The sequence below is a fragment of the Dietzia sp. JS16-p6b genome, from assembly GCF_003052165.1.
Taxonomy (GTDB): Bacteria; Actinomycetota; Actinomycetes; order Mycobacteriales; family Mycobacteriaceae; genus Dietzia.
The window spans coordinates 3,112,220-3,132,728 of sequence record NZ_CP024869.1 but is presented as its reverse complement, the minus strand read 5'-3'; the positions used below and the strand labels follow the sequence as shown (position 1 = coordinate 3,132,728).

At 72.0% G+C, this 20,509-nt stretch carries 16 protein-coding genes; 10 read left to right on the top strand and 6 right to left on the bottom strand.

Annotated features, from left to right (window positions below; translation table 11 throughout):
- Window positions 1-12 precede the first annotated feature (12 nt).
- The 3 genes from CT688_RS14445 (at window position 13) to CT688_RS14435 (ending at window position 4,581) form a co-directional block, all read left to right on the top strand.
- Complete coding sequence (locus CT688_RS14445; protein ID WP_107757469.1) at window positions 13-2,640, top strand: AMP-binding protein; 2,628 nt, start codon at window positions 13-15, stop codon at window positions 2,638-2,640.
- 61 nt (window positions 2,641-2,701) lie between these two features.
- Entirely contained in the window at window positions 2,702-3,574 is an 873-nt protein-coding gene (locus tag CT688_RS14440; protein ID WP_107757468.1) for a carbon-nitrogen hydrolase family protein, read from the top strand.
- On the top strand, window positions 3,571-4,581 hold the full coding sequence (locus tag CT688_RS14435; protein WP_107757467.1) for a hypothetical protein: 1,011 nt from the start codon (window positions 3,571-3,573) through the stop codon (window positions 4,579-4,581). Before CT688_RS14440 ends, CT688_RS14435 begins: the two co-directional genes overlap by 4 nt.
- 35 nt (window positions 4,582-4,616) lie before the next feature.
- On the opposite strand, the gene CT688_RS14430 is transcribed toward CT688_RS14435, so the two are convergent.
- The 3 genes from CT688_RS14430 to CT688_RS14420 all read right to left on the bottom strand — a co-directional run bounded on the left by CT688_RS14430 (window position 4,617) and on the right by CT688_RS14420 (window position 8,204).
- On the bottom strand, window positions 4,617-5,942 hold the full coding sequence (locus tag CT688_RS14430) for an FAD-binding oxidoreductase (RefSeq protein WP_107758234.1): 1,326 nt from the start codon (window positions 5,940-5,942) through the stop codon (window positions 4,617-4,619).
- A 70-nt stretch (window positions 5,943-6,012) separates the two neighbouring features.
- Window positions 6,013-7,335, bottom strand: coding sequence for a YncE family protein (locus CT688_RS14425; RefSeq protein ID WP_107757466.1), 1,323 nt, complete (start codon window positions 7,333-7,335; stop codon window positions 6,013-6,015).
- Window positions 7,336-7,517: 182 nt separating this feature from the next.
- Window positions 7,518-8,204, bottom strand: coding sequence for a hypothetical protein (locus CT688_RS14420; protein ID WP_107757465.1), 687 nt, complete (start codon window positions 8,202-8,204; stop codon window positions 7,518-7,520).
- A 156-nt stretch (window positions 8,205-8,360) separates the two neighbouring features.
- Between CT688_RS14420 and CT688_RS14415 the strand changes: the two genes are divergently transcribed.
- The 6 genes from CT688_RS14415 to CT688_RS14390 all read left to right on the top strand — a co-directional run bounded on the left by CT688_RS14415 (window position 8,361) and on the right by CT688_RS14390 (window position 14,868).
- Complete coding sequence (locus CT688_RS14415; protein WP_194305786.1) at window positions 8,361-9,437, top strand: DUF368 domain-containing protein; 1,077 nt, start codon at window positions 8,361-8,363, stop codon at window positions 9,435-9,437.
- 79 nt (window positions 9,438-9,516) lie between these two features.
- Window positions 9,517-10,410 carry a M24 family metallopeptidase gene (locus CT688_RS14410; protein WP_107758232.1) on the top strand — a complete coding sequence of 298 codons (894 nt, stop codon included), beginning with the start codon at window positions 9,517-9,519 and terminating at the stop codon, window positions 10,408-10,410.
- Entirely contained in the window at window positions 10,407-12,161 is a 1,755-nt protein-coding gene (locus CT688_RS14405) for an SDR family oxidoreductase (RefSeq protein ID WP_231750361.1), read from the top strand. The genes CT688_RS14410 and CT688_RS14405 overlap by 4 nt, the downstream gene beginning before the upstream one ends.
- 40 nt (window positions 12,162-12,201) lie before the next feature.
- Window positions 12,202-13,095 (top strand): metal-dependent hydrolase, encoded by an 894-nt coding sequence (locus tag CT688_RS14400; RefSeq protein WP_107757464.1) that lies wholly within the window; start codon window positions 12,202-12,204, stop codon window positions 13,093-13,095.
- Window position 13,096: 1 nt separating this feature from the next.
- A complete protein-coding gene (locus tag CT688_RS14395) occupies window positions 13,097-14,149 on the top strand; it encodes a PDR/VanB family oxidoreductase (protein ID WP_107757463.1) in 1,053 nt (350 codons plus the stop codon).
- Between the two features lie 35 nt (window positions 14,150-14,184).
- Window positions 14,185-14,868: a TetR/AcrR family transcriptional regulator gene (locus CT688_RS14390; RefSeq protein WP_156607282.1), complete on the top strand. Its 684-nt coding sequence runs from the start codon at window positions 14,185-14,187 to the stop codon at window positions 14,866-14,868.
- A gap of 22 nt (window positions 14,869-14,890) precedes the next feature.
- On the opposite strand, the gene CT688_RS14385 is transcribed toward CT688_RS14390, so the two are convergent.
- From CT688_RS14385 to CT688_RS14375, 3 genes are all read right to left on the bottom strand, one after another.
- On the bottom strand, window positions 14,891-15,478 hold the full coding sequence (locus CT688_RS14385) for a dihydrofolate reductase family protein (protein ID WP_107757461.1): 588 nt from the start codon (window positions 15,476-15,478) through the stop codon (window positions 14,891-14,893).
- 73 nt (window positions 15,479-15,551) lie between these two features.
- Window positions 15,552-16,535, bottom strand: coding sequence for an SRPBCC family protein (locus tag CT688_RS14380; RefSeq protein ID WP_107757460.1), 984 nt, complete (start codon window positions 16,533-16,535; stop codon window positions 15,552-15,554).
- Window positions 16,536-16,619: 84 nt separating this feature from the next.
- Window positions 16,620-16,967 (bottom strand): helix-turn-helix transcriptional regulator, encoded by a 348-nt coding sequence (locus tag CT688_RS14375; RefSeq protein ID WP_107757459.1) that lies wholly within the window; start codon window positions 16,965-16,967, stop codon window positions 16,620-16,622.
- Between the two features lie 91 nt (window positions 16,968-17,058).
- Between CT688_RS14375 and CT688_RS14370 the strand changes: the two genes are divergently transcribed.
- Complete coding sequence (locus tag CT688_RS14370; RefSeq protein WP_231750360.1) at window positions 17,059-20,508, top strand: DEAD/DEAH box helicase; 3,450 nt, start codon at window positions 17,059-17,061, stop codon at window positions 20,506-20,508.
- Window position 20,509: the final 1 nt, after the last annotated feature.

Genomic DNA, 20,509 nt, shown 5'->3' with positions numbered 1-20,509 from the left:
TACAGTGGTCCGGTGACGATCGAGCAGGTGGGCCACACCCGACGGGTGGGCGGGCTGGCGGGGCCTCTCGCCGCCCGTGGCCGTGCGGTGGCCGTGATCAGCGACGACACCACCCTCACCTACACCGATCTCGCCCTCCGGGTCGCCGCCCGCGCAGCCGAGTATCCGTCGCTCGACTCCGGACGACGGATGGTCGGCCTGATCGGGGGCAACACCACCGACTTCCTCATCGACTATCTCGCCGCGCACGAGGCGGGCCACGTCGTCCTGCTCCTGCCGCCGGAGAGCGCGGCCACGCGGGCTCTCGTCGAGTCGTGGACCCCGGACGTCCTCGCGGGCGCGGGTCAGTCGATCCCGGCATCCGCGCACCACACCCCGCCGCGGCACGATCTGCACCCGGACCTGGCGCTGCTGCTCAGCACCTCGGGGTCCACCGGGTCGCCCAAACTCGTCCGGCAGTCGCGCCGGGCCGTGCTGTCGAATGCCGCGGCGATCACCGAGTACCTCCGCATCGTGCCCGCCGACCGCGCCATCACCACCCTCCCCCCGCACTACTGCTACGGGCTGTCGGTGATCCACAGCCACCTGCTCGCGGGCGCCTCGGTGGTGCTCAACGAGGACTCCGTGGCGAGCCCCGAGTTCTGGGAACGCGCGGGCGCCCACGGCGTGACGACCTTCGCCGCCGTCCCCCACACCGTGGAGTTGCTCGAGCGGGTGGGTCTGGACCGGCTGGACCACCTCACCCGCCTGCGCTACCTCACCCAGGCCGGCGGTCGACTGGCCCCCGAGAAGGTGCGCACCCTCGCCGAGCGGCTCGAGGCCAGGGGCGCCGAGCTCGTGGTGATGTACGGCCAGACCGAGGCCACCGCACGCATGGGCTACCTCCCCCCGCAACTCGCCCGCAGCCGCGCCGGGGCGATCGGCGTCGCGATCCCCGGCGGCGCCTTCCGCGTGGACCGGCCGAAGGGCAGCGATCCGGACGCCCCGGGCGAGCTGGTCTACAGCGGCCCCAACGTGATGATGGGCTATGCCCGCGAGTCGGCCGACCTGGCCCGCGGCCCCGAGTTGACGGAGCTACGGACCGGGGACCTCGCGCGGATCGCCGCGGACGGCCTGGTGGAGATCGTGGGCCGCATGGGGCGCGAGGCCAAGATCTTCGGCCACCGGATCGACCTCGGGCGGGTCGAGGCCGCTCTGGCCGACCGCGGCCTGGACGCCTGGTGTGTCGGCGAGCCCGACCGACTGGTGGTGGTGACGAAGCAGGACACGCCCGCGCAGCACGCGGTCTCGGGCGCGGCGGCTTCCTCTGGGCTGCCCGCCTCGGCGGTCGAGGTCCTGCTGGTGGACGAGCCGCCGCGGACCCCGGCGGGGAAGATCGACCAACCGGCACTTCGCGAGCTCGTGGCCGAGAGGGGGCGCACCTGCCCCGCGGACGCGCACGGGACCCCCGGTGAACTCATCGCGCACGCCCTCGGGCTGGACGCCGGTGAGATCGACCCCGCCGCGACCTTCGTCGACCTCGGCGGGGACTCGCTGACCTACGTCGTGCTGTCCACGCGACTCGAGGACCTGGTGCCGGGTCTGCCCCGTGACTGGCACCTGCGTCCGGTTGGAGAGCTCGACGAGCTGGCCCGCGTCTCCGTTCCCGCGGCTGCCCGGTGGTGGGCGCCGTGGCGCGCGTGGGCGCGGGTCGACACCTCGATCGTCCTGCGTGCGCTGTTCATCCTGGCGATCGTCGGGTCCCACACGCGGGCCATCGCGATCATCGGCGGCGCCCACGTCCTGGTGGCGCTGGCGGGGTACTCGCTGGCCAGGTTCCGCCTCCACGCCACCGACGCCCGCGACCGCGCGCTCGGAGTGCTGCGCACCGCCGGCCGTATCGCCGTTCCCGCAGTGCTCTGGCTCCTGATCGTCACCCCGTTGACCAGCCGGTATCACTGGTACTCGCCGTTGTTGGCCACCAATCTGTTCGGGCCCCGCTCGTGGTGGGAGGACCGCTGGTGGAACCCGTGGCAGATGTGGTTCATCGAGGCGGTGGTCTACGCGCTCCTGCTCGTGGCGGCTCTCATGGCCGTCCCCGCGGTGAGCAACCTCGACCGCCGCTGGCCGCTCGCCCTGCCGGCCGCGGTCGTCGCCGCCGGGCTCACCGTGCGGTTCGGGCTGATCGACCTCGGTGGGGGTCCGCAGGTCTGGTACTCGGCACCGGCAGTGCTGTGGCTCTTCGGCCTGGGCTGGGCGATCGCCCGCTGCGCCGCCCCCGGCCGCGCGGTCTCTCCCTCCCGCGCGCTGTTGTACCGCGTCACGTGCTCGGCCGTCGCCCTGCTCTGCGTGCCGGGATGGTTCGGTGACCCGGGGCGCGAGGTCGTCATCGTGCTCGGACTGCTCGCGCTGATCTGGATCCCGTCCGTCCGGCTGCCACGTCCGGTCGTCCGGGTGCTCACCCCGCTCGCCGCGGCCTCGCTGTTCATCTATCTCACCCACTTCCTGGTCTACCCCCCGATCCGCGACGCCGGCCACGTGTGGCTGTCCTTCGCGGCGTCGGTGGTCGTGGGGCTGCTCGTCTGGGCGCTCTGGGAGCGGGGTGCCCGGGCGGTCCGCAGGTCCGCACCACAGGCCGCCCGAGCGCTGCGGCGCGGGTAGCGTCGGGGGCGAGCACCCGGCCGCCAGCCCGCCCGACCCCGAGAGCCCCAGGAGAACCGCCGTGCGCATCGCCGCAGCCCAGATCCTGTCCGGACGCGACCCCGCGGTCAACCTCCGCATGGTCCGCGATTCCGCGGCGGAGGCCGCCGCCCGGGGGGCCCGGATCGTGGTGCTGCCCGAGGCGACGATGCGGGCCTTCGGGGCGGGCCGTCTCGACGAGGTCGCGGAGCCCCTCGACGGCCCCTGGGCGAGCGAGGTCGCCGCGATCGCCCGCGAGTACGGGGTCGTCGTCGTCGTCGGGATGTTCACGCCCGGCCAGGGCGGCCGGGTCCGTAACACCCTCCTGGTGACCGGACCGGCCGGGGGCGAGAACGTGGGCGGCCCCGACCGCGACCTCCACCTGGGTTACGACAAGATCCACCTGTTCGACGCGTTCGGGTTCGCCGAGTCCGACACCGTCGAACCCGGTGACAGGACCCGCGTGGTGACCGTCGACGGGGTGGGGATCGGCCTGAGTGTCTGCTACGACATCCGCTTCCCCGGCCAGTACCGGGCACTCGCCGCAAAGGGGGCGCGCGTCACGATCTGCGCCGCGTCCTGGGGGCCGGGGCCCGGGAAGGTGGACCAGTGGCGGCTGCTGGCCCGCGCCCGCGCGCTCGACGCCACCACGTTCCTGGTCGCCGTCGGTCAGGCCGACCCCGAGGCGGAGGGAGTGGAAGTCACGAGCGGTGCCCCGACTGGCGTCGGACACTCCGTGCTCGTGGGACCGGACGGGACAGTGCGCGAGGAGGCGGGCCCCGGAGCGGAACTGGCGCTGTTCGAGATCGACGACGACGAGGTGGCCGTCATCCGGGAGAAGATCCCCGTCCTCGCGAACGGCAGGATCACCGAGGAGTCGTCCCCCGGGGAGTCGGCCGCGGAGGTCGTGCGGTGACCGGGCCACGCGACGGCGGTGAGGATGGCGGCGGCGAGGTCGACCCGCCCACCGAGCCGAATGCGCCCACGGACCCGCCCACCGAACCGAATGCGCCCACGGAACCGCCCACCGAGAGTCTCCCGCCGGTCGAGGGCGAGGGTACGGGGACCGCGTGGTCACAGTATCCCGCCGGGCCCGCCGCGGCGGCGCCCACCGGCGCCTACCCGACCAGCGCTTTCCCGACCGGTGACCTGCCGTCGCAGTCCCACGTGCCCCCGCCCGGGGACGTGCCACCCCCGGGCGACGGTGGCGACGGCGACGGCGGCGACTGGAGGAACGGCGGCGGTCAGACCCCGTGGATCATTCTGGCGATCCTGCTCGCGGTGGCACTGGTCGCGGGGTTGATCGTGTGGCTGGTCACCGCTGGGGGCGGCGACCGCGAGCCCGTGGCCACACCCACGACCACCACCGAGACCACGACCTCGACGCCCCGCACCACCCCGCGTCCGACCACACCCACCACGACAGGCCCGCCCGGGGTCGCCGAGCGTTGTTCGCCGGAGTTCGTGGCCGGGGAGCTGGGAGACGGCACGACCGTACGTGAGTGCGACGGGCGGTTCCTGCTGGTCAGTGGCCGGGACGGCGAACTCGAGCTGCTGTCCTGGCGCGAGGACTCGTGGGTCTTCCTGGCGGAGCCGTCGTCCGACGTGTGCCGCGAGCAGTTGGAGCAACTGGGCGTCCCGGACCGGTTCCGCCGCGTGTTCCAGCCCTGCGCGGCGCCCACGACCAGCCCGACCACACCGGCCACCACGACCAGCCCGACGAGCCCGGCGCCGACAACCCCCGCGACGCAAGGCGCGCCCGCGACGCAAGGCACCCCCGCAACGCAAGACACCGTCCCGGCGCAGGGCGCGGCGCCGCCTGCGGTCCCGGGTGCCGGCGGGTTCGGCGAGGGCACGGCCGCGGGCGACGACGTCGCGGCCGGAGCCGCCGATGCGGGCGCAGACGACGCCGCAGAAGCCTGAGCCACGGCCGGGCCCGCGTGGGCGCGGCCGTCGGGTCAGGGCCGGTCGAAGCTGATGTTCTCCCGCGGGGTGCCGACCGCGACCATCCCGCGGACGGTGGCGCGGAGCATCTCGGGTGACCCGGCCATGAGCACCTGCCGGTCCGCCCACGACCCCCAGCCGGTCACCACGTCCACCAGTGTCCCGGTCTGCCGGCGGTGCAGGGTGCGGGGCAGTTCCTGCCGCGCGCCGGCCCACCACGGGTCGGTGTCCTGCTCGGAGACCGGCTGGATGGTGAGCCAGGGTGCGGTGGCGGCCAGGTCAACGAGGGTGGGCAGGTCGTAGAGGTCGCCCGGGTGACGCGCGCCGTAGAACAGGTGCACCCGTGGGTTGGCACCGTGACGCATCATGTCCATCAGCAGGCAGCGCAGCGGGGCGATCCCGGTGCCACCGGCGATCATCAGCACGTCGCGGACGGGTTCGGTGCGGTCCACCTCGAGCAGCCCGAGCGGCCGCGCGAGGACCCACCGGTCGCCCACCCCGACGCCGCGGACCAGGGACCCGCTGAGGGTGCCGCCGGGGACGTCGCGGACGTGGAACTCGATCTGGCCCGCCGGATTCGCCGGGATCGCCGGACTGAACCGGCGCCACACGCCCGCGGTGTACGGGGTCAGGACGCTGAGGTACTGGCCGGGGTGGTACTCCACCATCACATCGGTGATCAATCGGACCACCACGACGTCGCGGGTCGGCCGGAGAACCTCCACCACGGTCGCGCCGACCCTCGCCGGTCCGTGCCCGGCCGCCGCCCCCTCCCGGAGCGCGGTCGTCAGCACCCGGTACACCGTGCCCAACGTGGTGGCCAACCGGTCGTCCCAGCCGGGGCCGGCCAGGTGGCGGAGAGTGCTGGTGAGGGCGTCGCCGAAGCGCTCGTGGTGGCGGGCGGACAGTTCGAGTTTGCGGTGGTCCGCGCCGAGGTGGCGGGCGAACTCCACCACCTGGGCTACCTCGGCCTCGTTCCCCCGGGCGTTCTCGACGGTCTCGAGCGCCCACGTCATGGCGCGCACGAATTCGCCGAGTACCCCGGAGGCGTCACGCGGGAACATTTCGCGGAAACCCGGGTCGGCCTCCCGCAGGGCGCGGGCGAACAGGCCGGTGAACCTCGGATCGAGGAGGAGGTCCCGGAGCGCCAGGAGCGGGGGGGTGGCCGGGGAGACCGGGACGGGATCGGGAAGCGGGGTCTCCACCGGGTCGGCGGGCCGACCGAGGAACGGCGACAGGTCGATATCCGACACGAGGCGCTCGACGTCCGTGGGTCGGGAGAAGTCGTCCGTGGCTCGGGAGTGGGCGTCGTCGGCGTCCTCCCCTGGGATTCTGACCACCCCCACGCCTCCTCCCTGCCGTCGGTGTCCGCCGGTGCCCCAGGATAGCGGCCGGCGCCGGTCCCGGCGGTCAGGAGAACACGGGCAGGGGGTTTCCCGGCTCGGGGAGCGGGACCGGGTTGCCGTTCCATTCCCGCGGCGCCACGCCGATCCTCATGCGCTGGGGGTGGTACCCGACGGGGATCTGGGCCACCTCCTCTCCGGTCTCGAAGGACAGCACGCTGACCGTGTTGCTCTTGGCCCAGGACACGAAGCAGTGGTCCCCGGTGAGGTCGGTGGTGACCCAGTAGGACTTGAGCCCGGTCGAGACCAGCGGCCCGTGCTGCAGGGTCTCCCGGTCGACCACGGTGGCGTAGTCGCTCATGGTGCCCGCGACGCAGATCTTGGTGCCCTGGGGGTTCATCGAGATTCCGTGGTGGCCGGAGTCCAGCAGGTGGGCCTCCCGGGGTACGTCGCCGGCGGGTGTGATGGGCAGGTCCACGATGCGGGTGATCTTGTCGGCGTCGATGTCGTACTCGATGAAGCCGTGGAAGAACGAGACCTGGAAGTACATGAACCGGTAGTCCGGGGAGAAGGTCATCGGTCGCACCCCGATGCTGAGCTCGGGTCGGCCGGCCTCGGCGAGCCGGGCGCGCAGGTCGACGCGCCTGATGATCTGCAGCGTCTCGGCGTCGACGAACTGCAGCACCCGCTCGCCCTTGGTGACGTCCGCCCACGGCTGGTCGAGCGGGGTCCACACGTTGCCGATCGACTCGTTGACGATCTGGGTGCCGCCCTTGATGTAGGCGTTCTCGTGCGCGTTGTCCCCCGAGGGGAAGGTGCCGATCTCCCGGCCGGTGGCGGTGTCGAGGACGTGGACGACCTTGGCCGTCGAGGCGCTGACGGCGACCTGCGACCCGTCCGGGCTCACCGCCATGTGGTCGGAACGGAACCCCTGGACGGGGAACCGCCAGGCGATCTCGCCCGTGACGATGTCGATCGAGACCACGTCGGCGAAGCTGGGCCGGGACACGATGAGGTTCCGGCCGTCCTTGGTCGAGTACATGTCGTCCACGTACTGGTCGTGGCCCTCGCCGACCATCTGGCGGATGCCGTAGTACAGGGCGAGGCGGGCGGGGTCGCGGTGGATCTCCACCAGGCGCTCGTTGCGGTCCGGGATGATGTTGATCCGCGCGATCCGATGGTAGTCGCCGTCCGGCTGCACGGCGTCCGCGGTGCCCTCCCAGTTGTTGCCCACCCACAGCACATTGCGTAGGCCCTCGGCCGGGTTCACGTAGGGGGACTCGGCGGTCGCGGCGGAGACTGACGGCGCGGACACGACGCCGGCGAGAGCGGTGGCCGCCGCGAGCGCGAGGGCGCCGGCGGCACGGGCGAGGACGGACGGGCGGTTCACGGCGGCTCCCGAGGGCAACGTCTTCTGGACAAGTGTCCGGTTGGCATTGGGGAGTGTACGGAGCGAGGTTCGCGCGGTCAACGGTTCACCTGGTCATCAGGCCACCAGGTCACCAGGTCAACCGGTCGGCGGGGTGACGGGCGATGGGGTCCCGCCGAGCCGGCGCGGCGGACCCGGGTGCCTCACCGCCCGAGCGTGATGTCCACGCCCGCGCGCAATTCGTCCTCGGTGTAGGTGAGCTGACCGCGTCCGGGGATCTCGATCAGGTAGAAGGGCGCACCCGAAGGGACCTCGCCGAAGTCGAAGGTGAAGGTGCAGGAGGAGAGGTCGCCCCCCTCGTAGGCGAGCATGGTGCTGCCGAGCGGCGTCGAGACCCCCTGGGACAGCGTGATCCGCGTGCCCTCGCCGATGTCCGAGAGCGTGAGGGGCAGGTCGCAGCCCGATCCGTCGCCGGAGACCGGTTCGCCGGGGGAGGACATCACGGTGAACCGCCCCTCGACGTCGAACAGCCCGCCCGGCGCGCGCTCGGGGGCCTGCCAGGCCTGCGGCGGCAACGGTCCCCGGGGAGAATCGGCGGGCCCCGTGCCGGAGTCGGAGCCGGGGCCGGTGAGTGCCGCGCCGAGGATGACGACGACGACGAGCGCCAACCCCCCGACGATCACGGCGGCCGCGGTCCTGCCGCTCGACCGCTCGCCGCCCGGCCCGCCCCCCGGTCCGGACGGCGGGTGTGAGCCGGACTGCTCATGTCGTTCGTGGGGGTGCGGGGCCTGCTCGGCGGGATCCGGGCCCGGGACGGGGGAGGGTAGGGGCCGCGGTGGATCGCCGTAGCGGTAGGTGCCGTCGGACAGCGGCGGGTAGTGCATCGGCATGACGCGCTCCCCTCCTCGCCGTGGACCCTCGCACCAGTGCGCTTCCTCGGTCCGGCCGAGTCTAGACGGCCGGGAGGTGACGGGTTGGTCACCCTGATCGCGCATGGACGGGGTGGTGACTGGGCTTCGGGGCGGGTCGTCGGGGAAACTGGAGAGATGTCAGTCGAGTCACCACGGCCCGCGTCCACCCCTGAACCCGGAGGCACGCCCCCCGGCCCCGCAGCGGAGTCGGTCCACCACGACCCTGTCGCCGACGCGGATCTGGACCCGCGGTCGCCCCTGCCCGCCCGGCCCGGACCGCTCGGGGTGGTCGGTAACGGAATCCGGGGCGGGTTGATCGGCATGGCCGAGCTTGTCCCCGGCGTCTCGGGCGGCACCGTCGCCCTGGTGACCGGCGTGTACCCGCGGTTGTTGGACTCCGGCGCGCACGTGGTGGACGGGATGAGGTCGGCGGTCCTCGGTCCGGACCGTCGGGAGCGGACGGCGGCGGCCTTCCGCCACGTGGACTGGTGGCTGTTACTGCCGCTCGCCGTCGGCATGCTCGCGATGGTCTTCACCCTGGCCGGAGTCCTCAAGGGCTTCGTCGAGGGCAGCCCGGAGCTCGCCCGCGGCCTGTTCCTCGGCATGGTCGCGGCGAGTATCGCGGTGCCGCTGGGGATGGCGCGGGCCACCCCGGGTGGACGGAGCTGGGCGCTGGGACTGATCTTCGCGGGCGGTGCGGCACTGGCGTTCGTGCTGTCCGGGCTGCCGAGCGGGGCGATCAGCGACCCCTCCTACCTGCTGGTGTTCGTGGCCGCGGCGGTGGCGATCTGCGCGCTGGTCCTGCCCGGGGTCTCGGGTTCGTACCTGCTGCTGGCGATGGGCCTGTACGCCCCGACACTCGGCGCGGTGGACGACCGGAACGTCGCCTACCTCGGGGTGTTCGCGCTCGGCGCGCTGGTCGGCATCTCTCTGTTCGTCAAGATCCTCGACCGGCTGCTGGAGGACTTCCGCAAGCCCACACTCATCGCCATGGCCGGCTTGATGCTCGGGTCCCTGCGAGCCCTGTGGCCGTGGCAGACCGAGGAGGCCGACGTCCTGGCTCCGGGCTCCGACTGGCCGGTGGTCCTGGCCGCGGTGGCCGCCGGCGTCGTGGTGGTGGTGATCGTCCTGGTCGTCGAGCGGGTGGTCGCCGACAAGGCCGCGACGACCGACCCGGACCCGCGGGTCACGGCCCTCGAGGATCGTGAATAGGAAGCTCCCCGACAGGCCGGCTCGAGCTGTCCGCGGGACAGCCCTTGCTTAATGAGACATGGTGTCTATGATGGACGCCATGTCTCATAGTGATGTGACGGATGCCACGTTCCTGCAGCGCTACCGGACCGTGCAGCGACTGTCCTACGACTGCGCCGAGAGCGTTGCCGCGACCCTCGACGAGGGGGTCACCGAACGAGAGGTGGCCGCGCGGCTGCACGAGTGGCTCACCGACCGGGGAGTACGCGAGTGGTTCCACACCCCGTTCGCGTGGTTCGGCGACCGGACCGCCTTCCGCGGCTTCGCAACGCCCGTTCACTTCTTCCCGACCCGTCGCCGACTGGGCGAGGGGATGCCCTACATCCTGGACGTCGCACCGGTCCTGGACCGCGCCGTGGGGGACATCGGCTACGCCCGCGTCCTCGGCGAGAACGCGATCCACGACGAGTTGATGACCGATCTGGCCGCCCACCGGGACCTCATCCCGCGACTCATCACCGAGGGCGCGACACTGCGTGAGGTCTACCTCGAGGTCGACGAGCTCATCCGTCGGCAGGGATATGACAACCGGCACCGCGTCTACCCCGGTCGAGTCATCGCCCATCAGGTCGGCGACATCGAGTCCCGCATCCCCCGCTTCATCGCGTTCGGTTTCGGCAGTCGCGCCGTGCGGACGCTCGTCGGCGACCTCATGGTCGAGCGTGCGCACAACCGGTCACCGCTGTGGGCGTCCGGGAAGATCTCCGACCACCGCCCGGAACCCGGGCTGTGGGCGGTCGAACCGCACATCGGCTTCCGCGACGTCGGGGTCAAGTTCGAGGAGGCGTTGCTGGTACGGCCGGACGGGTCGGCCGTGTGGCTCGACGACGAGACCCCCCACGTGCGCCGGTGGAGGCGGCAGGGTCTGGCCTGCGGGTCGGGGGAGGCTCCGGGGACGCCCGAGACCACGACGACCTCGGAGGCCGCGGCGTGAGCGGCGCCGATAGGCAGGTCGCAGACACACAGCTGACCACCGTGTCGACCACCGACGGCCTCTCTCTTGCGGTCTCGATCACCGGCCCGGCCGACGCCCCGACCCTCGTCTGCATCCACGGCTATCCCGACAACCGCAGCGTCTGGGACGGCCTCGCCCACGAACTCGCCGACCGCTACCGGGTCGTCAGTTACGACGTCCGCGGTGCCGGGGACTCCGAGGCGCCCTCCTCGCGGGCCGGCTACTCCACCGACCAGCTCGCCGCCGACCTGGACTCCGTCATCGACGCAGTGTCTCCGGACAGGCCGGTGCACCTGCTCGGGCACGACTGGGGATCGATCCAGACGTGGCACGCCGTCACCGGGGACGGCGCGGCCTCGCGTGCGGCGAGCTTCACGTCGATCTCGGGTCCGTGCCTCGACCTGGTCGCCCTGTGGATTACCGGCGAGGGGCGCGAGCGCACCGCCCCGATGCTCACCCAGTCCCTGTCCTCCACCTACATCGGATGGTTCCACCTCCCGTGGTTGCCCGAGGCCCTGTGGCGCAGCAGCGTGGGGGCCGGGCTCGGGCGCCGGATCGTCGCGATCGGACGCGGAGCCGCCGAGGTGTCCCCGGACGATGTCGCGCGCCCGGAGCGCGATCTGGTCAACGGGCTCGAGATGTACCGCGCCAACATGCGCCGCCACCTCTTACGCCCCCGGCGGCGTCACACCTCGGTCCCGGTGCAGGTCCTGACCCCGACCCGGGACGTGTTCGTCACGCCCGCCCTGCAGGAATGCGCGCGGCTCGGTGCGGAGGACGTCCACGTGCGTCCCGTCGTCGGCGGGCACTGGGTGGTGAGCGACCGGCCCGCGGTGGTCGCCGCACTGGTCGACGAGCACATACGGTCCGTCAGCGGATCCGGGGGGACGGAGAACGCGCGGGCCGTCGACGGGCGGCTCGCAGAGCTCGTCGTCATCACGGGCGCGGGCAGCGGCATCGGCCGCGCCACGGCCGTCGAGTACGGATCGCGCGGGGCCACCGTGGTCATCGCCGACCGCGACCTCGACGGCGCGGAGCGCACGGCCCGCCAGGTCGGACTCGTCGGAGGCACGGGTGTGCCGTACCTGCTCGACGTGACCGACTCCGACGCGTGGCAGGAGTTCGCCGACCATCTGAAGGAGCGCCACGGCGTCCCGGACGTCGTGATCAACAACGCGGGAATCGGGATGGGTGGTGGTTTCCTCGAGACCACCCTCCGGGACTGGCAGGCGGTCATCGACGTCAACCTGTGGGGTGTCATCCACGGCTGCCGGGTCTTCGGCGAGATGATGCGCGACCACGGGACCGGCGGCCAGCTCGTCAACGTGTCCTCGGCGGCGGCGTTCCTCCCCTCGCGCATCCTGCCCGCCTACGGCACCACCAAGGCCGCCGTGCTGGCCCTGAGCGAGTCCCTTCGTGCCGACCTGGCCCGCCACGGGATCGGCGTCACCGTGGTGTGTCCCGGCTTCGTCAACACCGGCATCAGCCGCTCCACCCGCTACGTCGGCATGGACGAGGACTCCCAGGAGAGGACCCGGCGCGCCGCGTCCGGGCAGTACGCCCGGCGCAACTACAGCCCGGAGAAGGTCGCCCGTGCGATCGTGCGCGCCGCCGACGATAACCGCGCCGTCGTCGCGGTGACCGCCGAGTCCCGGATCGGGATGCGGCTCCACGGACTGGCACCCGGGTTGCTGCGCGTTCTCGCGCGCGCCGACCTCACCCCGGGCTGAACCCCACCCTCCCCACCGCACGAAACCGGAAAGGAACCCCATGGCCACCACCACCGGAACGCAGGGCGGGCGCCCGCAGCACGACGAGGAGCAGCTCGTTCTGGTCGCCCGAGAGGTCGAGTTCGACTGGTCGGATCTGCCGTGGCACTGGATCCCCGGTGACCCGGTCATCACGCACACGTTCAACGTCATGCACCTGTTGCTGCCCGCCGGTGAGGACTGGTTCGTACGGGTTCTCCAGGAGGCCTTGCCCATGATCAGGGACGACCGGGTCCGGGAGGACGTCCTGGGGTTCATCGGCCAGGAGGCCATGCACTCGCAGGCCCACGGCGGCGTGCTCGGCCACTTCGCGGCCGCCGGTGTCGACGTCGCCGCCTACACGCGGCAGGTCGACTGGGCGTTCCGGACCCTGCTCGGAGGCCGTGACCTCCGCGGGCGTCGCGCCGAGAACTGGTTGGTCGAGCGGATCGCGCTCATCGCCGCGATCGAGCACTACACGGCCGTCCTCGGTGACTGGGTCCTCGACTCCCCGGCGCTCGACCGGGCGGGGGCCGACCCCACGATGCTCGACCTGCTCCGGTGGCACGGCGCCGAGGAGGTGGAGCACCGCGCGGTGTGCTTTGATCTGCTCACCCACCTGGACAGCTCATACATCCGTAGAGTACGCGCCTATCTCCTCGTCACCCCCGCCTTGTTCTGGCTGTGGGTCCGGGGCGTCCGGTTCCTCATGGCCGTCGACCCCGAGGTCGACCGCAGGGCCCGGTGGCGGGACTGGGCGGCGGCGGCCCGACGCGGCCTGCTGCCCCACCCCGCCCTGCTGCTCCGCGAGATCGTGCCCTACCTGCGTCGGGGATACCATCCGAACCAACAGGGATCGGTGGAACCCGCGATCCGCTACCTTGCCACCTCGCCGGCCGCGCGGGCAGGGCACTGACATGGCGGCCATCCCGAGGGAACTGAAGGCGGACGGTCAGGGGATCCTCGGGTACCGGCTGCTCGGCGCGATCGCGTCGGTGGCGTTCCTGCCCGGGCGGTCCGAGGGGTGGTCGACCGACCGGGTCCGGCCGGTCGACCGGGTGCGCCCGATGCGGGTCGTTGACACGCCGGGCCTCGCCGACGACGTGGTCGGGCTGGTTCTCGAACCGGCGGACGGGACGCCCACCCCGTCCTGGTCACCGGGGGCACACCTGGACCTGACCCTCCCGTCCGGACTGCGCCGACAGTATTCGCTGTGCGGCGCCGACCCGACCCGTCTCATGGTGGCGGTCCGGCGCGTCGGTGCCGCCTCATCGGAGATCCATGAGCGGGTGCGCGAGGGGGACGTCCTGCGCGTCCAGGGTCCGCGGACGGCGTTCCCGTTCTGCGGCGAGCCGCGGGTGCTGCTCGTCGCCGGTGGAATAGGGATCACGCCGATCGTGACCATGGCGCGCGAGTGCGCGACCCGTGGGCTGGACTGGCACCTGGTCTATGCCGGACGGACCCGCGCGTCGATGCCGTTCCTCGACGAGCTGGTCGCCCTCGCGGGGAGCCGGCTCACGCTCCTCGTCGACGAGGAGCGTGAGCGGTACCCGTCGGTCAAAGAGGTTCTCGGGTGGGCGGACGCGGACACCGCCGTCTACTGCTGCGGTCCCACCCCGCTCCTCGACCTGGTACGGACGGCACGGGGCCCGGTCCGTGCGCCACTGCACTACGAGCGTTTCGCGCCACCACCGGTGATCTCCGGGCGGGAGTTCGACGTGACCCTGGCGCGCGCGGGACTCACGCTTCAGGTCCCGGCCGACCGGAGCGCGCTCGACGTCGTCCTGGACGCCGTTCCCGACACCCCGTACTCCTGCCGCCAGGGGTTCTGCGGCACCTGCCGCGTGCAGGTGTGCGACGGCACCGTCGAGCGACGCGGGCGCGCGGGCGGGCCCGGCCGGCCGGGGGCGCGGGAGATGCTGCTGTGCACGGACCGCGCGGAGGGCGTCGGCCTCACCGTGGACCTCTAGTGGTCGGCCGACCCCGCCCCACTAGGGTGGTGCCCGTGAGTGGGCAGAGGGACGACACCGGGACCGCCACGTCCGGCCGGGGAGCCGACGGGCCCTCCGGGCAGCGTCGACGGCTCCCGCCCCGTGATCGGATGCGCCAGATCACCTCAGCGGCGTCCGCCCTGTTCGCCGCGACGATCTCCGAGAAGGTCACCGTCGCGGACATCGTCAACCGGGCGGGTGTGTCCCGGGCGCTGTTCTACCGCCACTACTCGTCGGTGGACGAGGTCTTCCAGTCCGTTGTGGACCTCGTCGCCCAGGATTTCGTCGACCGCCTCCGGCTCGAGACCACCGACGATCAGGACGCCGAACTCGGCCGGGTTCTCCACGACTTCCTCTACACATGTCAGGAGGTGAGGCTGCCCGCTCGTGCGCTGCTGCGGAACTCACGTCTCCCGGGCACGGACGATTCCGTGGTCTCGATGGTCTTCCTGCGGGCTGAGCAGGAGATCTACCGCCGCGTCGGAATCGGCGAACCGACCCGCCTGGCCAGGTTGACCGTCCGCTCCTGGTTGACGTGCATCGAGGTGCAGACGCTCGCCTGGCTCGACGGGGGAGATCAGGACGAGACGATCGACGAACTCGCCTCACGGCTGACGGCCACCCTCAGGGCCCTCATCCGCGTCACCCTGCCGACCGAGGACGAGGGCATGCTGGCACTCGCCCGGATACTCGGCTGACCGGCTCCTCCCTCCGCGGTCGTCAGTCGCCCGCCTTCCGGACGACGTCGAAGACCATCTTCTGGACGCCGTTGCCGTAGGCCTCGTGCTCGGTGAGGGCCAGCGGAATGGCGTCGACGTCGGCCGTGCCGAAGAGGCGCTTTCCCGCGCCCAGCAGGAGCGGGAAGACCAGAAGGTGGTAGCGGTCGACCAGGCCCGCCTCGGACAGGGCGTGGCCGAGGGTCGCGCTGCCGTGGACGATGATCGGGCCGCCGTCGCTCTCTTTGAGCCCGGCCACCTCCTCGACCGAGCGCAGGATGGACGTCGGTCCCCAGTCGTCCACGAGGTCCGCGTCGGTGAGGGTGGACGACACCACGTACTTGGGCAGCTCGTTGTACCGGGCGAAATCCTCCGTCATGCTCGGCCAGACCGGCGAGAACGCCTGGTAGCTGCGGCGCCCGAGCAGGAGCGCGGTGGCCTCGTCCTGTTCGCGTCCCTTGATCTCGTACGCGGCCTCGTCGAAGGGGATGTCCCGGAAGGTCCATCCGGCGTTGCGATAACCCTCTTCCCCGCCGGGCGCCTCCATGACCCCGTCGAGGGACATGAAGGCGGTGATGATGAGCGTGCGCATGGCGGTCCTTTCGCTGTGGAGTGGTGACGTCCTGTGGGGGGTGGCGTGCTGTTCGGCGGTCTCCGGCTGCGGCTCAACCGGGAGCCAGGACCTCCGTCTCGAGCCGTCGGTAGCCGGCCTCCATGCCCTCGACCATTCCGGTGCCGAGGATGATGTCGCGGAGCTCGGCGCTGTCGTAGGTGATGACGAGCGTCATCAGCGTCCCGTCCGCGACGGCCGTGAGCGTCTGCTCGTTGTGCGTGGGCGGGCCCTCGACCCCCTCCATCGTCTCGGTGAAGACCTCCCGGTGCGGCGGATCGGACGCGAGCAACTCGCCGGTCAGGGCGAAGGCCTCTCCCTCGACGCCGGCGGCGGGGGCCCACTCGAAGCGGGTGATCTCGCCGGGTGCAGAGGCGACCCGGCAGCTGACCAGTGCCCAGCCGTCGGGTCCGTGGAACCACCGGCTCAGTAGCTCAGGGTCATGGTGCGCGTCCCAGATCTGCCGGGGTGTCCCGCGCAGTACACGGCTGATCCGGACCTGCGTGTCCCCGAGGAGTTGTGCGCCGGCCGCTCGGTCGGCGGCGAAGGAGCGCAGGTCGGTCAGGACGTCGTCGATCTGGGCCATCGCGGACCGGGTGCCCTCCTCCATGCCCATGCCGAGGAGTTGCTCGAGCTGGTCGAGGCCGGCGAAGTACGTTGTGGTGGTCAGACGAGCGCCGCTGTCGGTCTCCTCGAAGGAGAACACCGCCCGCATCGTCGGCATCTCCGGATCGGGCACGCCGTCCGCGCTGGTGAAGCCGTCCAGGACCTCGAACGAGACCCCCTCGACCACCGAGAGGAATTCCCAGTAGCCGCCGCTGCGGGTGCCGTCGGGTCCGGTCATGTGGTACTCGGACCTGCCGCCGGGGCAGAAGTCGTGACGGGTGAAGGTGGCCGGCCACTGGGGCGGACCCCAGAACCTCTCGAGCTGGCGTGGATCCGCATACGCGTCCCAGAGTCGGCGGACCGTCACGGGGAAGTCGGCGACGATGGTCATCGTCAACTCCTCGAGGTCCTTGTCGACGGATGTGACTGGCATGGTCGGCCTCTTTCCTCGTGGTGGGTCTCTCGGGGTGCGGTCTGGGTGTGGTGGTCAGGGTGAGGGTCGGGTTCGGATTCGGGGTCAGTCCTCGGCGAGTAAGGCGTCGAGCCTGTCGATGCGCCCCCGCCAGAGGCGTTCGAAGCCGTCCAGCAGGCTCTGGGCACGGCGAATCGCCTCGGGATTGCCCCGGATGCGGCGCTCCCGGCCGTGGCGGTCGTCGGTCACGAGCCCGGCCTCCTCGAGGACGTTGACGTGCTTGCGGACCGCCGCGAACGACATGTCGTAGTGATGGGCGAGATCGGAGATGGAGTACTCGTCGGTGAGCGTGCGACGGACGATGTCCCGGCGCGTGGCGTCTGCCAGCGCCCGGAACAACCGATCCACGTCGTCGTCACTGAGATCCACCTCGTGCGTGTGATATGAAACCATTTGGTTTCACATTAGGCCTGCGTCGTCAGTACGTCAACGGTGCGGCCGAACTCGCGCGCCCGGTGTCGTGGGTCGGCCCTACCCTTGGGGCGTGCGGTCGAGCGTGAGGGTCCCGGAGTCCGAGGTCGAGCGGTTCGTGGGGTCCGCGGCGCTGGCTCGGTCGCGGCCGTACGTCAATGCGGACGCCATCGGCGACGTGGGATACACCCCTGGTTCGCGGACCCTGTCGGCCTCGGTCGCGGGAAGTGGGGGCCGCCGGTACCGGACCGAGGTCGCCTTCGGGACTCCCGATCAGGACGGCTGGTCCCGTCCGAAGCTCAGCACCTGCACCTGCCCCGTGGCGATGCGGTGCAAGCACGCCGCGGCGCTCATGCTGTTCGCCGCGGCGGACGATCCCGGATCCGACTGCCCCGGATCCGACTACCCCGAATCCGACTACCCCGTGCCCGATTCCCCACTGACCGACTGGCGGAGGCGGATCGAGGAGACGCTGCACCAGATGGTGACGCAGTCCCCGCCGCGCGAGTCGGAGGTCTACGGCCTGCAGCTGTCGGTGGTGGCGGACGAGACCGTGGACGACGGCTGGACGGGCGGGCTGAGGCCCGGGCTGGGCAACCGGCTCCGCGCCCGCATCGTCGTGCCGGGCCGTGGCGGCCGGTGGAAGTCGGCGGGCGTCGAGTGGGACCGGCTGCGCTACGGGTGGACAGCGGATATGAGCGCCGCGCAGACCAGCTGGTTCCGCGCCGTGGACGCCTTGGCTCGTAGTCGTCGTCAGGCCCGGGTCTGGTTGGACCTGTGCGATGCCGAGGTACCCGCGCTGTGGCCGCTCATCGCCACCGCTGCCGAGGCGGAGGTGGAGATCGTCCCCGGCGACGGACTGCACGACGTCCGGCCCGGGCCACGCCGGCGCGTGGGGCTCACGGCCTGGTCGCCCGACGGCCGGGAGGTGGTGGTCACCGCCGCGGCGGAGATGCTGCCCGCCGACGGCGACCCGATGATGACCGACGACGACGTGATGACGGCGGACGGCGATCAGACGACGCCCGACGGTGAGGCGATCGACCGACCCCTGCCCGGCGCGCTCGTGGGTGACCGCGGTGACCTCGTCGCGGTGGTCCGCAACAGGGTGCTGGAGCTGTGCCCCGTCGGGCGGCTCGACCACGGGGTGGCTCGCGATCTGCGCCGATGGCGCGAGCTGGCCATCCCGGATCGGTCCGTGGCCGAGTTCTGCGGCGACTTCCTCCCCGGTCTGGCCGACGCGTTCCCCGTCGTCGACAGGGCCGGTCGCCTGGAGTTGCCCGAACTCGACCGCGTCGAGTTCGACCTGGTGATCCGCCGCTACGCCGGACCCGGTTCCGCGGACGGGCCGGATCTCCTCGCGGAGTGGTCCAGGCTCGAGGTGTTGCGGATGGGCGACGGCACGGAGACGACACGACGTCGGCCGCTGACTCCCGTGGACCCGGGGGACGCGGGGCTGACCCTGGCGGACCGCGAGTCGCTGGATCTCGCGGGGAGAGCCGAGGATGCCGGGTGGGGATGGATCGTCGCTCCCGGACGCGTGCGGATCGCCGGGCACGACGCGGCGGTGCTACTGGCGGACGGGGTGGCCGCGCTACGCGCCCTCGATGGCGTGCGGGTGAGCGTGCACGAGGGGGTCCCGGAGATCCGTCGTGCCGCCGAGGGGCCGCGGATCCGGGTGGCTGCCGAGGAGGACCGGTCCGGGATCGACTGGCTGGGACTGTCGGTGAGCGTGACCGTCGAGGGGCGGCCGGTGCCGTTCGCCACGGTGTTCCGGGCGGTGGTGAGCGGGCAACCGGAGTTCGTCACCGACGATGGCGTTCTGGTCCCGGTGGACCTGGAGCGCTTCGGGGAACTGCGCACCCTGCTCGATGAGGCGCTCGCGGCGTCCGCCGCCCGCGCCCGCGGGCCCGACGGGGTCGACGGGGCGGGTGACATCCGGATCGGGCTCGGCCAGGCCGGGCTCTGGTCGGACCTGGCCGAGCTGGCCGACGACCTCGCGCCGCCCACCGGCCGGGCGCAGGCGCTGCTCGAGCTCGCCTCGGACAGTCCCCAGCCGGTTCCGGTGCCCGCCGCGCTGAAGGCCGAGCTCAGGCCGTATCAACAACAGGGACTGGACTGGCTGGCCATGCTGTGGCGGCACCGAATCGGCGGGATCCTGGCCGACGACATGGGGCTCGGCAAGACGGTCCAGGCGCTCGCGCTGATCGCTCACGCGCACGAGGCTCATGAGGACCGCCCCGCCTCCGGCGCCGGGACGGTCGCCGAGGCGGTCTCCGACTCCCCGGGGCCGTTCCTCGTGGTGGCGCCCTCGTCCGTGGTGCCCAACTGGGAGGCCGAGGCCCGCAGGTTCGTGCCCTCACTGCGCGTGGCCCGCCGCTCCGCCACCGAGACCACGTCGCCCACCACCGTGGCCGAGGACGCGGCCGCGCATGACATCGTCGTGACCTCCGCGACGGTGCTGCGGCTCAATGCCGAGGCCTACGCGGGGATCGGGTGGGCCGGAGTGATCCTGGACGAGGCCCAGCAGGCCAAGAACCCCTCGTCCAAGCTGTTCGCCGCGCTCGCGGGGTTGCGCGCGGACTTCCTGCTCGCCGTCACCGGCACCCCCATGGAGAACAACCTCACCGAGCTGTGGGCGATCGCGGCCCTGTCCTGCCGCGGAGTCCTGCCCGACGCCGCGGATTTCCGCGCGCTGTTCAGGACCCCCATCGAGAAGGACGGGGACGCGGAGGCACTGCGTCGCCTGCGCCGCCGACTCCGGCCGTTCCTCCTGCGGCGCCGCAAGGAGCTGGTGGCCGGAGAGTTGCCACCCCGGACCGACGCGGTGCTGGAGGTCGAGCTCACGGTTGCGCACCGGAGGGTCTACGAACGCGAACTCGCCCGGCAGCGGGCCTCGCTGCTGGCGCTGCTCGACGATTTCGACTCCAACCGCATCAGCATCCTCGCCGGGCTGACCGTCCTGCGACGGCTGTGCCTGGACCCCTCGCTGGTGGACCCGGGACACTCCTCCATCCCTTCCGCCAAGACCGACGAGCTGGTCGCCTCGCTGCGTGAAGTCGTGGCCGAGGGGCACCGGGCGCTGGTGTTCAGCCAGTTCACCAGCTACCTCGACACAGTGGTCGACAGACTGCACGCCGAAGGGATCACCGTCGCTCACCTCGACGGCAGCACCACCGACCGGGCCGGTGCCGTCGGCGAGTTCACCGAGGGCGGCGCGCAGGTGTTCTGCCTGAGCCTCAAGGCCGGGGGAGTGGGACTGAACCTCGTGGGCGCCGACTACGTCTTCCTGCTGGACCCCTGGTGGAATCCGGCCACCGAGGCGCAGGCCGTGGACCGGGCGCACCGCATCGGTCAGACCCGGCCCGTGCTGGTGTACCGGATGGTCGCCCGCGACACCATCGAGGAACGGGTCATCGAGCTCCAGCGCCGAAAGGCCGAGCTCTTCGCCTCCGTGCTGGACAGCGGGGAGCACTTCTCCGCCGCGCTCACCGCCGAGGACCTGCGGGGGTTGATCGAGTAGG